This window comes from Rhizobium sp. YTU87027, assembly GCF_050644135.1.
Lineage (GTDB): Bacteria > Pseudomonadota > Alphaproteobacteria > Rhizobiales > Rhizobiaceae > Rhizobium.
The window spans coordinates 1983244-1999014 of record NZ_CP098440.1; the positions used below are offsets into that span (position 1 = coordinate 1983244).

14 protein-coding genes are annotated in these 15771 nt (G+C 59.4%); 6 read left to right on the forward strand and 8 right to left on the reverse strand.

From position 1 onward, the window contains the following. Nucleotides 1–13 precede the first annotated feature (13 nt). Together NBG89_RS09960 and NBG89_RS09965 are read right to left on the reverse strand one after the other, a co-directional pair. Nucleotides 14–352: a TIGR01244 family sulfur transferase gene (locus NBG89_RS09960; RefSeq protein ID WP_431319832.1), complete on the reverse strand. Its 339-nt coding sequence runs from the start codon at nt 350–352 to the stop codon at nt 14–16. Between the two features lie 69 nt (nt 353–421). Continuing rightward, nucleotides 422–1261 carry a DUF4432 family protein gene (locus NBG89_RS09965; RefSeq protein WP_431319833.1) on the reverse strand — a complete coding sequence of 280 codons (840 nt, stop codon included), beginning with the start codon at nt 1259–1261 and terminating at the stop codon, nt 422–424. A 248-nt stretch (nt 1262–1509) separates the two neighbouring features. Here NBG89_RS09965 and NBG89_RS09970 point away from each other — a divergent pair, with 248 nt between their 5' ends. Continuing rightward, nucleotides 1510–2844: a L,D-transpeptidase family protein gene (locus tag NBG89_RS09970; RefSeq protein ID WP_431322657.1), complete on the forward strand. Its 1335-nt coding sequence runs from the start codon at nt 1510–1512 to the stop codon at nt 2842–2844. A 70-nt stretch (nt 2845–2914) separates the two neighbouring features. Here NBG89_RS09970 and NBG89_RS09975 read toward each other — a convergent pair whose 3' ends face one another. The 6 genes from NBG89_RS09975 to NBG89_RS10000 form a co-directional block, all read right to left on the reverse strand. Next, nucleotides 2915–3628 (reverse strand): AAA family ATPase, encoded by a 714-nt coding sequence (locus NBG89_RS09975; protein WP_431319834.1) that lies wholly within the window; start codon nt 3626–3628, stop codon nt 2915–2917. A 228-nt stretch (nt 3629–3856) separates the two neighbouring features. Then, nucleotides 3857–5008 (reverse strand): iron-containing alcohol dehydrogenase, encoded by a 1152-nt coding sequence (locus tag NBG89_RS09980; protein ID WP_431319835.1) that lies wholly within the window; start codon nt 5006–5008, stop codon nt 3857–3859. Beyond that, on the reverse strand, nt 5005–6390 hold the full coding sequence (locus NBG89_RS09985; protein ID WP_431319836.1) for an aldehyde dehydrogenase family protein: 1386 nt from the start codon (nt 6388–6390) through the stop codon (nt 5005–5007). The genes NBG89_RS09980 and NBG89_RS09985 overlap by 4 nt, the downstream gene beginning before the upstream one ends. A gap of 107 nt (nt 6391–6497) precedes the next feature. Continuing rightward, nucleotides 6498–7865 (reverse strand): glutamine synthetase family protein, encoded by a 1368-nt coding sequence (locus NBG89_RS09990; RefSeq protein WP_088692054.1) that lies wholly within the window; start codon nt 7863–7865, stop codon nt 6498–6500. Between the two features lie 147 nt (nt 7866–8012). Next, a complete protein-coding gene (locus NBG89_RS09995) occupies nt 8013–9566 on the reverse strand; it encodes an amino acid permease (RefSeq protein WP_431319837.1) in 1554 nt (517 codons plus the stop codon). Nucleotides 9567–9691: 125 nt separating this feature from the next. Further along, entirely contained in the window at nt 9692–10465 is a 774-nt protein-coding gene (locus NBG89_RS10000) for an N-formylglutamate amidohydrolase (RefSeq protein WP_431319838.1), read from the reverse strand. A 176-nt stretch (nt 10466–10641) separates the two neighbouring features. Here NBG89_RS10000 and NBG89_RS10005 point away from each other — a divergent pair, with 176 nt between their 5' ends. The 5 genes from NBG89_RS10005 to NBG89_RS10025 all read left to right on the forward strand — a co-directional run bounded on the left by NBG89_RS10005 (nt 10642) and on the right by NBG89_RS10025 (nt 15623). After that, entirely contained in the window at nt 10642–11514 is an 873-nt protein-coding gene (locus NBG89_RS10005; protein ID WP_431319839.1) for a MurR/RpiR family transcriptional regulator, read from the forward strand. Between the two features lie 180 nt (nt 11515–11694). Next, the gene (locus tag NBG89_RS10010) at nt 11695–12798 is read left to right on the forward strand and encodes an ABC transporter substrate-binding protein (RefSeq protein WP_431319840.1); all 1104 of its coding nucleotides are present in this window, start codon (nt 11695–11697) and stop codon (nt 12796–12798) included. Between the two features lie 70 nt (nt 12799–12868). Beyond that, nucleotides 12869–13762 (forward strand): ABC transporter permease, encoded by an 894-nt coding sequence (locus NBG89_RS10015; protein WP_431319841.1) that lies wholly within the window; start codon nt 12869–12871, stop codon nt 13760–13762. Beyond that, nucleotides 13759–14547 carry an ABC transporter permease gene (locus NBG89_RS10020; RefSeq protein ID WP_088691919.1) on the forward strand — a complete coding sequence of 263 codons (789 nt, stop codon included), beginning with the start codon at nt 13759–13761 and terminating at the stop codon, nt 14545–14547. The genes NBG89_RS10015 and NBG89_RS10020 overlap by 4 nt, the downstream gene beginning before the upstream one ends. 14 nt (nt 14548–14561) lie before the next feature. After that, complete coding sequence (locus NBG89_RS10025; RefSeq protein WP_431319842.1) at nt 14562–15623, forward strand: ABC transporter ATP-binding protein; 1062 nt, start codon at nt 14562–14564, stop codon at nt 15621–15623. Nucleotides 15624–15771: the final 148 nt, after the last annotated feature.

A 15771-nucleotide genomic window follows, 5' to 3' on the forward strand; every position in this document is an offset into this window, starting at 1 on the left:
TTGCCGATCAACGCTAGGCGCGAATGTGGTGCGTTTTCTGATAGATCGCGGTCGAGCGGGCGCCGGAGCGGCAGTAGCCGAGCATCGGGCGCGGGAATTCATCGAGCGCGTCGACCATGCCGGCGATCGCTTCCTCGGTGACGCCCATCGGGCCGACCGGCACGTGTGCCATATCGAGGCCGAGTTCCTTCGCCCGCGCTTCCACCAGAGCATAGGGTGTCTGGTCCGGGCTCTCGCCGTCCGGGCGATGGCAGACGATCGATTTGAAACCCAGGGTCTTGATCTGATCGAGATCCTCGACCGAAATCTGCCCGGAAACCGAATATTCGTCGTCGATCTGGCGAATGTCCATCGCTAATCCTCCTGAAATCTTGGGCTGAATGACTACGCCGCCCCATGGCCAGCGTCAACCGCAGATCACTCAAACGAAGGCGAAGCTGAGCGCATAATTTCGGCTCTCTCCGGGCTTCAGCATGACGAACTCACCCGATGCCTCCAACTCGGAGCGCGACACCCAACGATGTGATACCGGCTCAATACCGAGCACGTCGGCGGGCGCCTTCTGATTGCGCCAGATCTGCAGGTGCGGAAGCGTCTCGGCAAGGACGCGCACCTGAAGAACCTTGCCACCGGTCGCAGCAATAGGGCCAAGCCGGACCTCGGCAAAGCCACCCTCCGTTGCCGGCGCCTCTACACAGAAGATTCCACCCGGCTCCTCGCCGAAATTCCATGGGAATCCACCGCCATCGAGCATCTTGCCTTCGAGACGTGTGCCGTCATCGAACCATTTCCCGCCGATATTCATATGGTACATCAGGAAGGTCGGCACGATCTCGTCGCTCGCGTTGACGACCTTGTCCTTGAGATTGACCTCGCCTGTCCGCCCGTCGATGAACCAGTGGCGCTCGATACGGGCGGGCAAGCCTTCGACCGTCACGATGTCGATATCCGCCCGGCACTCGGCATTCCCGTTCTCGAATTTCGTCCAGAGAATCCTGGCTGCGTGGCCAGCTCCCGAACCATGCAGGGGATAGACCTTGCCATCAGTATGGCCTGGAACCGGTTCGCGGTGACGGATGTGGTCCGGTCCACAGGTAAAGAGGAAGCCTTGCACGGAATGCGAAATCCGTGCATCGCCGTCATCGGGAACCGCCGTCTTCGGAGCGATATCGACACCGTTGACGACACATCCGCCGACGTCCATCAGCGACGCTTCGTCCAGGATCAGTTTCGGCCCTGTTGCGGCAGCAAATTCAATCATCGTCCAACGTCCTCCCGGTAGCGGCCTCTGCAGCGTTATGTCTCGGCAGGGATTTCGTCAATCACGACGGCTCGCCTTGCCATGTGGAACTGGCTGGCCTCTCCAAATGTTTATGACTAAAGGAGAAATCACGGGATTTTTATCTTTTGTTCAGCACGATTCCATAAATTCCACACTAGCGTCAAAATTCGCGGGTGTGTGTCGACCAAGTCACTGAAGGGTATGAAGACGTGAATCGCTTTGTAATAATGGGATTGTCTGCCGCAACTGCCCTGCTCGTCATCGCTATCGCAGCGCCGTCTGCCGATGCCCAGCAGTTTTATAACGGACGGCAAGGCGACGTTGTTTTCGTGGCGCCGAACGGTGACATTCTCGATTATGTCCCGTCGGGCGCGGCTTATGCGCGCGATCGACGCGGCAACCGCGTGCTGGTCGATCCCTACGGCAATGTAATTGCGACCGAGATGCGCGCCCGCGGCTATTACCCACGCCCGCCGGTGCGCGACGCGTACAATGGCGATGCCTACTACGGCGACGATCCCTACGGCGATGGTCGTTACGCTGAGCGGGGCGCTGTGACGGGCTCGATCCCGCGCAACGCTCCGATCGACCGCCAGCCGCTCGATGATCAACCCTACCCGCAAGGAAACGACTACGCGTCCATCGAGCCGGACCAGCAATCACCAGATGTGACGCAGCCGAAGCCCTCTCAGGAGCCGGTGATCACCCTCAAGAACAAGTCGAAGTCGGAGATCGTCGCCTTGCAGGTGTTCCTTGATCGCGCCGGCGTGTCCCCTGGCGCGATCGATGGCCACATGGGCGCAAACGTGACGAAGGCGATCTATGCCTATCAGCAGATGACGGGCGAGACGCTCGATCCTAATAACACCGACGCAATTCTTGAGCAGCTGCGCATGAACGGCGGACTGCCGCTCGTCAGTTATACGATCACGCCTGCGGACGCCGCCGGCCCGTACGTTGCCGCCATCCCCGAGGACTATGCGCACAAGGCTGCGATGTCATCGCTCGGCTACACCTCGACGACAGAAATGCTCGCCGAGCGCTTCCATATGGACGAAGGATTCTTGAAGGAGATGAACCCGGGCGTCGATTTCACGGTCCCCGGCACGATCGTCAAGGTCGTCAATCCCGGTGAAGTGAAGGTGGGATCAGTCGCGCGCATCATTGCCGACAAGGGCCGCAAGCAGGTCTTTGCTTATGACAACGCTGGCAACCTGATTGCCGCCTACCCCGCCTCGATTGGCTCCACCGATACGCCTTCGCCATCAGGCACGGTGACCGTCGAGCGCGTCGCCTTCAATCCGGGCTACACCTACAATCCGAAGATCAATTTCCAGCAGGGCGCCAACGACAAGATCCTGAACATTCCGCCAGGTCCGAACGGCCCGGTCGGCACCGTCTGGATGGCACTCTCCAAGCCGACTTACGGCATTCATGGAACGCCAGAACCATCGAAGATTGGCCGTACCCAGAGCCACGGCTGTATCCGCCTGACGAACTGGGATGCCACCGAACTGGCAAAGATGGTCAAGCCGGGCGTTACAGTCGAGTTCACCGACTGACCTATCCTGCCCGTTCCACCACCAAAAAATGCGCCCCAGCGGGCGCATTTTGTTTTTCGGACAATTTCCGCTAGGCCGCCGAGCGGATCAGCGGGCCAGTGCTGCGCGCCGGCTCCGGAAGCTTCACCGGGACCTTGCCCATGATCTCTTCAGCAAAACAGCGAGCGTTCTCCCGCGCCTTGTCGAGGTTGCTGACGCGAGCGGGATCGAGGGAGTAGAGCGTGCCCCCGCAATCAAAGAGATCGCGGAAGGCCGACCGCTCGATGATCGCGGTATCGAGCACCGGAACCTGCCGCTCGCTCAGCAGCGACTTGACGATCGAGAGTGCCCGCGTCGTCACCATCGAGTTGACGCGCGTCAGCACGACCGAGTGCCCGATGCGGATACCGGCCTTCTCATCGAGATATTGCAACAGTTCGAGGACCTGCGCGCCTCCCCTGGCGTCCATGGCGCATCCCTGTATCGGGATCAGCACGTGGTCGGAGAGCCCGATCGCCGTCGCAAGCAGCGGGTTCCGCGCGCCCGGAAGATCGATGATGAAGTAGTCCGTACTGTGCTTGTTTTCCGAAATGTGCAGCGGCAGCGATGCCGACGTGACGAAATCGATCACCGAGATATTCGCCACATGCCCGGACACCTCATGCCATCGCGTGATCCAATGCTGTGGATCGGCATCGAGGATTGTCACCCGATAGCCCTTCTGGGCAAGTTCGGTAGCGAGAAGAAGAACGGCTGTCGTCTTGCCGGCGCCGCCCTTGGTGTTTGCGAAAGTGATGACTGGCATGGTCGGTCCTCGAAGGGATGCGAGCCTCTCTATGGCTCTGTCGCGCACTCTCGGAAGCATTGTGCGGTTAACGCATCCTTTCCAATCATGGTTAATAACTTCTAAACGCAACGCCTGAAATTGCGGCCGGCATTTCTTGCACTCGCGCGAATGGCCACGCGCCAGGACAAACAAAGCCCGGAAAGCAAGGCTTTCCGGGCCACTTCAGGTCCGCCATCTTCTCTAAGTTCAGAAGCAATCCTTAAAGAGCGCCTTGGTATTTTCGAGCGTCATCTTGACCGGATTACCGCCGGCGCTTGGATCTTCGATCGCCATTGCCGAAAGTTCATCGATTCGATCCGGCTTGATCCCCATCGCGGACAGGCTGTCGGGAACGCCGAGTTCGGAACGGAGCTGCAGCACGTAGCTATAAAAGCCGTCGAAGCCTCCGGTGATGCCGAGATAGGCCGCTGCACGCGCGATCTTCTCCTCGATCGCCGAGCGGTTAAAGCGCAGCACAGCCGGCATCACCACAGCGTTCGTCATGCCATGGTGGGTGTTGTAAACGGCGCCGATCGGGTGCGACAGCGCGTGGATGGCGCCGAGGCCCTTCTGGAAGGCGACCGCGCCCATGGCGGCAGCCGACATCATGTTGGCGCGGGCTTCGAGATCGGTGCCTTCCTTGTAGGCGCGCGGCAGGAATTCCTTGACGAGGCGCATGCCTTCCAGCGCGATGCCTGCTGACATCGGATGATAGAAGGGCGAGGAATAGGCTTCCAGGCAGTGCGCGAAAGCATCCATGCCGGTACCGGCGGTGATGATCTTCGGCATGCCGACCGTCAGTTCGGGATCGGCAATAACGACGCCCGGCAGGAACTTCGGATGGAAGATGATCTTCTTCACATGCGTTTCGGAATTGGTGATAACGCTGGCGCGACCGACTTCCGAGCCGGTGCCGGCCGTCGTCGGCACCGCCACGATCGGCGCGATGCCCTCGAGGCTGGCGCGCGTCCACCAGTCGCCAATATCCTCGAAGTCCCAGACGGGCCGCGTCTGGCCGGCCATGAATGCTACGCATTTACCGAGATCGAGGCCGGAACCGCCGCCGAAGGCAACCACACCATCATGGCCACCATCCTTGAAAGCCTTGACGCCGGCCTCGAGGTTCTTGTCGTTCGGGTTCGGATCAACGTCGGCGAAGATCGCGCGGCCGAGACCGGCGTCTTCGAGAATGTCGAGCGCCGTCTTGGTGATCGCCATCGACGCCAGGCCGCGATCGGTGATCAGCAACGGCTTCTTCATACCGAGGCTCTTGCAAGCGTCCGCCAGTTCCTTGATGCGCCCCCGGCCGAGCTTGAAGGCTGTCGGATAGCTCCAATTGGCTGTGATGTTGCTGGTCATGCTGTGACTTTCTTCAGATGGTAGGATTTCGGACGTGTCAGATTGTGGAAGCCGATGATCGACAGTGAGCCGCCACGGCCGGTTTCCTTGACGCCGGTCCAGCAGAGCGCCGGATCGAGATAGTCTGCGCGGTTCATGAACACAGTGCCGGTTTCGATCTCGCGACCAAGCCGCCCTGCCCGCTCGGGGTCCTTCGTCCAAAGCGAAGCCGTCAGGCCGTACTGGCTGTCGTTCATCAGGGCGATCGCTTCGTCGTCGCTCTTCACCTTCATGATGCCGACGGCAGGGCCGAAGGTTTCTTCCCGCATGAATGCCATCGAGTGGTCGACGTTGACGAGGATCTGTGGGGCGAGATAGGCGCCGCCATCGTCCTGGGGAAACAGCTTCGGATCGACCAGCGCCTTGGCACCCTTGGAGACCGCATCGGCGATCTGCTCGCGCACGACCTTGGCGAAACGCTTGTTGGCCATCGGGCCGAGCGACGTTTCCGGGTCAAGCGGATTTCCGAGCTTGTAGTTCGAGACCCATGCGACCGACTTCTCGACGAAGCTGTCATAGAGCGATTCATGCACATAGATGCGCTCGATACCGCAGCAGCACTGCCCGGAATTATAGGTCGCACCGTCCATCAGCGTATCGACGGCAGCATCGAGGTCGGCGTCCTCCATGACGTAGCCCGGATCCTTGCCGCCAAGCTCGAGACCAAGACCGGTAAACGTGCCGGCCGCCGCCCGCTCCATTGAACGCCCGCCTTCGACCGAACCGGTGAAGTTCACGAAATTGAAGCTGCCGGCGGCGATCAGCGCAGACGTCGTCTCATGATCGAGGAAGACGTTCTGGAAGACGTCCTCGGGAACGCCTGCCTCGACGAAGGCCTGCACCAGCCGCTCGCCGACGAGAAGTGTCTGCGACGCATGCTTCAGCACAACCGTATTGCCCGCCATCAGCGCTGGCGCGATCGTGTTGATCGCCGTCATGTATGGATAATTCCACGGCGCCACAACGAACACGACGCCATGCGCATCGCGCTCGATGCGGCGCTCGAACTTGTCGCTCTCTTCGACGACCAGCGGCGCCAACGCCTCGGCAGCGATCGATGCGACATAGTTGGAACGCTCGTTAAAGCCCTTGTACTCGCCGCCATAGCGGATCGGGCGACCCATCTGCCAGGCAAGCTCGGGCACGACGACGTCGGACATTTCATTGAGCCGTGCAACGCCCTTCAGCACAAGCTGAACACGATCTTCCAGCGGTCGCTTCGCCCAGGCCTTCTGCGCTTTGCGCGCACGCGCCACCGCCTCCTTCGCCGCTTCCAGCGAAAGCGCCAGACGCTCGGCGTAAACCGATCCGTCGACCGGTGAAATGCATTGGATCATTCCCATGATCTTCATCCTATGTTTTCGCATGCCGAAACCGGCGGACACCCCAAACAATCTCCTCAGATATGGAAATCGTGTGACGGGACGCCATCCGGCCTTGGCTACGCCTATTATGCTCTTTCGAAACCGCGCGCCACTTCCCAGTCGGTGATGCGACGATCGTACTCTTCCTGCTCCCACTCGGCAGCACGGGTATAGTGGTCGATGACGTCATCGCCGAAGGCACTGCGCAGCATCTTCGATTTCGTCATGGCAACCGTTGCCGCGCGTAACGTGCGCGGGATCTCGCGGACGCGGCGAGCGCCGTAGGCGTCACCGACAAACGGCGCCTCGAGTTCCATCTTGTTCTCGATGCCATCGATGCCCGCGGCAAGGAGCGCCGCGAAGGCGAGATAGGGATTGAGGTCCGAGCCGCCGACGCGGCACTCGATGCGGATCGCCTTAGTCTCGTCGCCGCAAAGACGGTAACCGGCGGTGCGATTGTCCTTGCTCCAGATCGCCTTTGTCGGCGCGAATGTGCCGGCCATGAAGCGTTTGTAGGAGTTGATGTAAGGCGCAAGGAAATAGGTGATCTCGCTGGCATGTGCGAGCAGACCGGCAATGTAGTTTTCCATCAACGGCGACATGCCGTATTTGCCCTTCTCGTCGGCAAAGAGCGGCGTCTTGCCGTCCGCGCTCCAGAGAGACTGGTGAATGTGCGACGAGCTGCCGGCGGCGTTGTAGTGCCATTTGGCAAGGAAGGTGATTGCTCTGCCCTTTGACCAGGCGATCTCCTTACAGCCGTTCTTGATGATCGCATGGCGGTCGGCCATCGTTAGCGCGTCGGCATAGCGCACGTTGATCTCTTCCTGACCGGCGGATGCTTCGCCCTTCGAATTCTCGACAGGAATGCCGGCTCCCTGAAGCCCGGTGCGGATTGCCCGCATGACCTCTTCTTCCTTGGTCGTCTGGAAGATGTGGTAGTCCTCGTTATAGGCGCTGGCGAGCTTCAGGTTGCGATAGCCTGAGGCATGCGCCGACTCGTAGGTCTGATCGAACAGGAAGAACTCGAGTTCGGAGGCCATGAAAGCCTTCATGCCCATGTCTTCGAGGCGCTTGACCTGCTTCTTCAGGATGGCGCGCGGCGAATGCGGCACCTCTTCATGCGTGTGGTGGTCGAGCAGATCGCAAAGCACAAGCGCCGTGCCTTCAAGCCACGGAATGCGCCGCAGCGTTGAGAGGTCCGGCTTCATCGTGTAGTCGCCGTAACCCTTTTCCCAACTCGTCGCCTTGTACCCGGAGACAGTTTCCATCTCCATGTCGGTGGCAACGAGATAGTTGCAGCTGTGCGTTTCCTTCCATGCGCTCTCGAGGAAGTATTCGGCCTGGAAACGCTTGCCCATCAAGCGGCCCTGCATATCCACCTGGCATGCCAGAACCGTGTCGATGCGCCCGTCGGCAACATCCTGCTTGAGATCGTCGAGAGTATAGATGCTCATATTGAATCCGCCTGAACCTTGAACTGAAAAATCGGGGCAACGAAAGAGCATGCCGTGAAACGGACGCGCCGTATCTGATGCGTTTTCGTTGAGCCGGGATACGGGGCCGCCAGAGCGGCCCCGCGGTTATGGAGGGAAGTCGAAACCTCAGGCCTCGCCGACGGCCTTTTCGGCAGCCGCAATCTCGGCCTGACGGCGCGCGACTTCGTCGCCGATCGGCGGCCCCTTGAAGCGGCGGCTTTCGAAGCCGAACCATACGATCGCAGTCAGCAAGAGGAAGCCGACGGTAACGTAAAGCGCAGCGCCGTTCGGCGGCTGGATGCCAATGACGAAGATCAGGACCATCGCGATGATCGACAAGACTGCAAACAGCTTGAACATGCCTTCACCGAGGTTCCACGGACCCATCTTGTCCCACTTCGATGTGCCCCAAGCGAAGAGGCCGAGCGTGATCGGGATCGCGAAGGAGAAGAAGAGGAAAATGACCGTGCACGAGACAACGATCGTGTAAACCGGCGTCTCACCGATCTTCATGAAGTCGAGTGAGGTGAACCAAACGAACAGTACCGACAGGATCGATCCCGTCCAGATGGCCGCGACCGGCGTGCGATGCTTCGGGCTGACCTTCGACAGCGCCTTTGAGGCCGGCAGACCGCCGTCACGCGAGAAGGCGAAGATCATGCGCGAAACCGACGTGACGGTTGCCAGACCGCACAGCCACTGGCTGACGAAGATGGCAAGGTAGAGCAGATCCTTGACGACGGGGTTTACCTGACTGTCCATTGCCCAGAAGAACACGTTCCAGCCCTGCTTTGCCGCATCGTCCATGTTCGGCAGCATCAGCACGAAGGCGCAAAGCATGATGTAGCCGAAGAGCGCAGACCACAAAACGGAAGAGACCATACCGCGCGGAACGGAATGAGCGGCCTTGACTGTTTCTTCCGACGTGTGCGCCGAAGCGTCGTAGCCGGTGATCGTGTAGATCGGCAGCAAAAGGCCGAGCAGGAATACCCAAGTGCCCGAAGTCGACGGCCAGACGTTGCCGCCCGCTTCGCCTGAATAGTTGGCGAAGGTGAAAAGGCGGGCCAAATCGTAGGACGGAGCAGCGAGCAAGCAGACTGCGGCAAGAGCGATTGCCGTTGCGAAGATCAGATAGCCCGAAAAGTCCGTGAGCTTCGCAGTCAGTCCGATCCCCATGTGGTTTACCAGCGCCTGAGCGCCGGTAATGACAACCAGGAAGAGGATGCGAACTGTCGTCGTGTCCGTCAGACCGAAGTAGCTCGTCCCGAAGGAGCCCATGAAGAAGTAATAGGTACCGACGTTGATCGCGCCGAGAACCGTGACGAGGCCGAGCAGGTTGAACCACGCGGTGAGCCAGCCGGTGAAGCGGTTGCCGAGGATTGAACCCCAGTGGTAGAGGCCGCCCGCGGTCGGATAGGCCGAGCTGATTTGCGCCATGGCCACGGCGAAGACCAGCGAGACGAAGCAACCGACCGGCCAGCCGATACCGATGGCCGCGCCGCCGGCACCCGCCGTGGCTTGCGCCAGCGAGTTGATGCCGCCGGAAAGAATGCAAATGATTGAAAACGAGACGGCAAAGTTCGAGAACGAGCTCATCCGCCGTTCCAATTCCTGGGCATAGCCCATGGAATGCAGGATATGCATATCCTGCTTCTTGTCGTGATCCGTGTAGTCGGACATGACTTCCCCCTGTTTAGCGATCAGCCGCGGGATTGCGGGTGATCATCCAGTGCCAAAGTGCCCGTGACGTTTTCGCCTACGGGCGATCGCAGTTAGACTGCTCCCTGGGGTCTTTTTCTTTGTTTTCAGGCGTCCAGGCTTTGCCGGAGAAGCCCTGTCAGATAGTCGGCCACGACCCCTTGACCGTCTTGATCTGAGATGAGGTCGTTGCGGACCTCGATCATTACATTGCGCAGCCCGTTCGAAAGCCCGTGCAGAACCAGCGTGTGCGTCACGCCATCCGCAGGGCCATAGGGCTCGTTGCGTTCGATTTTGTAGAGAGGCGAGCCGGTCAACGCCACGTTCAAAACGCTGTCAGCGAAACGGCTGTCTTTGTCATGCAATATACCAATTTCCACGGCCCGCATCTTGCCGTGATACACCGGAGTGAAACTATGGATCGTCGCGATCACCGTCTCCTGCCCCCTCGCCTTGCGATCGCGAATCAGTGCGCGAATGGCGTCGTGGAAAGGAATATACAACGCTTCGGTTCGCGCGAGGCGTTCTTCCGCATTGAGGCCGGCGTTGCCCGGTATTTCGTAGATTTCGCTCTTCTCGGGCATGGCGCCAGCTGACTCCGGCGGCCTGTTGCAATCGTAGATCAATCGCGAAAATCGCTGGTGGATGAGAGTGGCATCGAGGGTTCGGGAAATCCCGCGTGCAACCGCCAACGCGCCCGGATCCCATGCGATGTGGCTTTCCAACGCCTCGGCGGACAGACCGAGTGTCCCGTACCGCTCAGGAAGCAACCGGGACGCATGTTCGCAGATCACCAGTAACGAGCTCCTGCCGTTCGGCCGTTCGACCGTAACGCACTCGCCTTCCGCTTCGCTTAGGACCTTGAACTGAGCAGGCACCACAGCCGCATCCCGATCATTAATAAAAAATGTACAAGAAAAGAATTCTTCAGGTTCCGACGACTGTCAAGCACGCCCTGAAAATTTCTTTTCATGACAGCAGTTGACATGGATTGTGACAGCGTTGTTAACTTTCAGTGGGAAAGTGGCACAAGACCAATCCCGGGGAGCAAGTAAGCGTGACCGCTGCGTCGAAGACAGTTTCGGACGTAATCCATTCGCATTTCGGCACGCTCACGCGGGCCGAAAAGCAATTGGCAGAGAGCCTGTTGGACAACTACCCCGTCTCCGGACTGGGGAGCATCACGACGATTGCGGAGAACGCCGGTGTGTCGACACCGACAGTCGTGCGCATGGTTCAAAAGCTTGGTTTCAAGGGCTATCCCGATTTTCAGGCGCACTTGCACCAGGAAGTCGAAGCGACGATCTCAAACCCGATCACCAAGCATGACCGCTGGGCCTCCAACGCGCCGGGCACGCATATTCTCAACCGTTTCGCCGACGCCATCATGGGCAACCTACGCCAGACACTGAGCGCGCTCGATACCGCAACCTTCGACAATGTTGCCTCGTTGTTGTCGGATCGCAAGCGCAGCCTTTATTTTATCGGCGGACGCATCACCGGCGCGCTGGCCGAGTACTTCTTTACCCATATGCAGGTCATTCGGCCGAACACCGCGTTGCTGTCTTCCAACTCCAGCAGTTGGCCGCAATACGTGCTCAACATGAATCCCGGCGACCTCCTGGTTATCTTCGATATCCGTCGCTACGAGCAGGAAATGGTCAGCCTCGCGACGGCCGCCCGCAAGAGTGGAGCCGAGATCGTCGTCTTCACAGATCAATGGGGGTCGCCAGTCGCCAAGCTCGCGCGTCACACGTTTCGTGTCCAGATCGAGGCGCCATCGGCATGGGACTCTTCCGTCGTCACTCTCTTCATCGTCGAGGCACTGATCGAGGCCGTTCAGAGCTCAACCTGGGATGAGACGAAGGAACGCATGAAGACCCTGGAGGGTCTGTTCGAGCAAACCAGGCTCTTCCGCAAACTTAGTTAGGAGGGAAAATAAGACAGACAGATGACGTGAAGCATTTGAGCGAACAACGTGTCGTAAACGAAGCATCGCCGCCAACTGCCTGCTATACAAAGAAAAAAGAAGGTCATCAAACTGTCACGAAAGCTTCACGTTACGTCAGTAACAGCATCGTCGGACACTGAAACCCGAAGGAGAACAACAGTGATCTCTAATATTTCAAAAATGCTCTCGCTTTCTACTGCGATTGTCGTTGCTTCTACTGCAATCGCAGCTGCTGAACCAAGCGCTGAACTCATCGCTGCCGCCAAGAAGGAAGGCACGCTGACGACGATCGCGCTTCCGCACGACTGGTGCGGCTACGGCGACGTCATTGCCGGCTTCAAGGCCAAGTACGGCCTCGAGGTCAACGAACTGAACCCGGACGCAGGCTCGGGCGATGAAATCGAAGCAATCAAGGCCAACAAAGGCAACACCGGCCCGCAGGCTCCTGACGTTGTCGACGTCGGCCTCTCCTTCGGTCCGTCGGCCAAGGCCGAAGGCCTGATCCAGCCGTACAAGGTCTCCACTTGGGACTCCATTCCCGACAGCGCCAAGGATGCTGACGGCTTTTGGTACGGCGACTACTACGGCGTTCTCTCCTTCCTCGTGAACAAGGACCTCGTCAAGGAATCTCCGGCTGACTGGGCTGACCTGAAGAAGAGCGACTACGCCAACACTGTTGCTCTCGCCGGCGATCCGCGCAGTGCAAACCAGGCCGTACAGGGCGTGTTCGCTTCCGGTCTTTCGGCTGCAGGTGGCGACGCCGCAAAGGCCGGCGAGGAAGGCCTGAAGTTCTTTGCCGAACTCAACAAGAGCGGGAACTTCGTTCCGGTCGTCGGAAAGGCCGCACCGTTTGCTCAGGGCTCAACCCCGATCATCGTCGCGTGGGACTACAATGCCCTTTCCTGGGGTCAAAGCCTGAAGGGCAACCCTCCGTTTGAAGTTGTCGTTCCGAAGACCGGCGTTGTTGCCGGCGTTTACGTTCAGGCGATCTCGGCCTTCGCTCCGCATCCGAACGCTGCAAAGCTCTGGATGGAATATCTCTACTCCGACGAAGGTCAGCTCGGCTGGCTGAAGGGCTATTGCCATCCGATCCGCTTCAACGATCTGGCAAAGAACAACAAGATCCCGAAGGACCTTCTTGACAAGCTCCCGCCGGCCGCTGCGTATGAGAAGGCAATCTTCCCGACGCTCGAACAGCAGGCAGCAGCCAAGGAAACCATCACCAAGAACTGGGATTCGGTGGTCGGCGCCAACGTCAAGTAATGTTTGAAACTGCCTCTCCGCCGCGAGGCGGAGAGGCGTCCAGTCAGTTGCCCGATAAGGCCGTCCGTCTATGAGCAGTGTTTCAACCGCCGTCGTCAGCACCACGCCCCTGATAAACCGTGACAGAGTGATCGACTGGCTCGGCATCGCGCCATTCATGATCTTCGCGCTGATGTTCTTGATCATCCCGACGGTTTATCTGGTAGCGGGCGCTTTCCTTACGCCCGAAGGCGACCTGACCCTCAGGAACATTGCCGACCTGTTCACGCCGTCGATCCTCAGTGCCTATTGGATCAGTATCAAGGTGTCGGTGGCATCGGCCCTCGGTGGCGCGTTGATTGGCTTCTTTCTCGCCTGGGCAGTCGTCCTCGGCGGCCTGCCGAACTGGGTTCGTTCGGGCCTCCTGACCTTCTCCGGTGTTGCCTCCAATTTCGCGGGCGTGCCCCTCGCCTTCGCCTTCCTCGCCACGCTCGGACGCACCGGTCTCGTAACCGTTTTGATGCGTGACTGGCTTGGCTTCAATCTCTATTCCACCGGCTTTAACCTGCTGAGCTTCTTCGGTCTCACCATCACCTATATGTACTTCCAGATCCCGCTGATGGTGCTGATCCTGACGCCGGCGCTCGACGGCATGAAGAAGGAATGGAAGGAAGCAGCATTGATCCTCGGCGCGACCAATGGCCAGTACTGGCGCATGGTCGCCTTCCCGATCCTCTGGCCGAGCCTGATGGGCACGACACTACTTCTCTTCGCAAACGCCTTCGGTGCGATCGCCACCGCGTATGCCTTGACCGGTAGCTCGCTCAACATCGTGCCGATCTTGCTCTATGCGCAGATCCGCGGTGACGTGCTTCACAATGCCAACCTCGGCTACGCCCTTGCCCTCGGCATGATCGTCATCACCGGTCTGTCCAACCTCCTCTATATCCTGCTGCGCATGCGCGCCGAACGGTGGCAAAAATGAAGACATCACGCCTTGGAGCTTGGATCGCCATTGCGATCGGCGCGATCTACTTTGTCCTGCCGCTCATCGCCACCGTTGAATTCTCACTGCGTATGCGCCGCGGCACCTACAGTTTCGACGCCTACGCTTCGGTTTTCTCCGATGCGCAATTTCGCGAGACCTTCGGCTATTCGATGCTGATGGCGTTGCTGACGATCGTTTTCGGCATGCTGCTCGTGGTTCCGACGGCCTATTGGGTGCGGCTGCGCTTGCCGCAGATCCGTCCTATCGTCGAGTTCATCACGCTGCTGCCGCTGGTTATCCCGGCAATCGTGATCGTGTTCGGCTACCTCAGAATGTATAATTCGTCGTCGATCCTCCCGCTCACCGGCTCGACCTCGGGTACGAATATCCTGCTCGTCCTGTCCTACATGACGCTGTCGTTGCCCTACATGTACCGCGCCGTCGACACCGCCATGCGCGCAATCGACGTGCGTACGCTCACCGAGGCGGCGGAAAGCCTCGGCGCAAGTTGGACGACGATCATGTTCAAGTGCATTTTCCCGAACGTCATGAGCGGCGTGCTCTCGGGCGCCTTCATCACACTTGCAATCGTCATGGGCGAATTCACCATGGCCGCGCTCCTCAATCGTCCGGCCTTCGGGCCATACCTCCAGCTGGTCGGCGCCAACCGCGCCTACGAGCCGTCGGCCTTGGCTGTCATCGCCTTCTCGATCACCTGGCTCAGCATGGGCCTGCTGCAACTCGTCTCCCGCTTCCACAAAGCCGCCCCGGCTAAGTCGTAAGGTATCTGGTTTTCATGGCTTTTCTCGAACTCGCAAACCTCAAGAAATCCTTCGGCAACACGCAGGTCGTGCATGACTTCAACATGCAGATCGAGAAGGGTGAATTTATCTCCTTCCTTGGCCCATCGGGCTGCGGCAAGACGACCGTTCTGCGCATGATCGCGGGCTTTGAAACGCCTTCGGGCGGCCGCATCGCGATCGGCGGCAAGGAGCAGAACAATCTGAAGCCCAACAAGCGCAATATCGGCATGGTCTTCCAGGCTTATGCGCTGTTTCCCAACATGACCGTTCACGACAACGTCGCCTTCGGCCTGAAAGTCGCCGGCACGCAACCCGCCGAGATTGATGCCCGCGTCAAGGAAATGCTCGGGCTGATCAAGCTCGACCATCTTGCCGACCGCTACCCCTATCAGCTCTCCGGTGGCCAGCAGCAGCGTGTTGCGCTTGCCCGCGCGCTTGCCGTGCGTCCGCAGGTCCTGTTGCTTGACGAACCACTGTCTGCTCTCGACGCCAAGATCCGCGTATCGCTTCGCGAGGAAATCCGCGCCATCCAGCAGAAGCTCGGCATCACCACCGTCTTCGTGACACACGATCAGGAAGAAGCTCTCTCGATCTCCGACCGCATCGTCGTCATGAACGCCGGCCGCGCCGACCAGATCGGCACGCCGTTCGAGATCTACAACACGCCCGCGACGCGCTTCGTCGCTTCCTTCGTCGGCACGCTCAACATGATCGAAGCGAAGGTCGTTGATCCGGCCGCTAACCGAATCCAGATCGGCGATCAGGGCGTGACCTTGAAGCAGTCGGTCGCCGCCTTCAACGCCGGTGATACCGTATCACTGGCGCTCCGTCCGGAAGCCGGCTCACTGGCCGAGGGAACGCCGAGCGATACGAAGCTGACGGGCCAAGTCGTGTCCGCCCACTTCCTCGGCTCGGTCATCCGCACGCGCATGAACGTCGGCGGCAATGTCATTTCCTTCGACATGTTCAATAGCCCAGGCGTTACCCCTCCGGCAGCCGGCGAAACAGTGACGCTTCGCTTCATGGCAGCTGATCTGCTCGTCATCCGCGACTGATCGGGCACTCCGCGTCCACTTTTGCGGTTTTGCCACGCGCGTTTCCGGATTTCCGGCGCTGTATTTTACAGCGTCGGAAATTGCATCAACGACAGCTGAAACGCTTTCGTTCAGAAAAGTGAGCGTCATTTCCCCGCCAAGACGACGC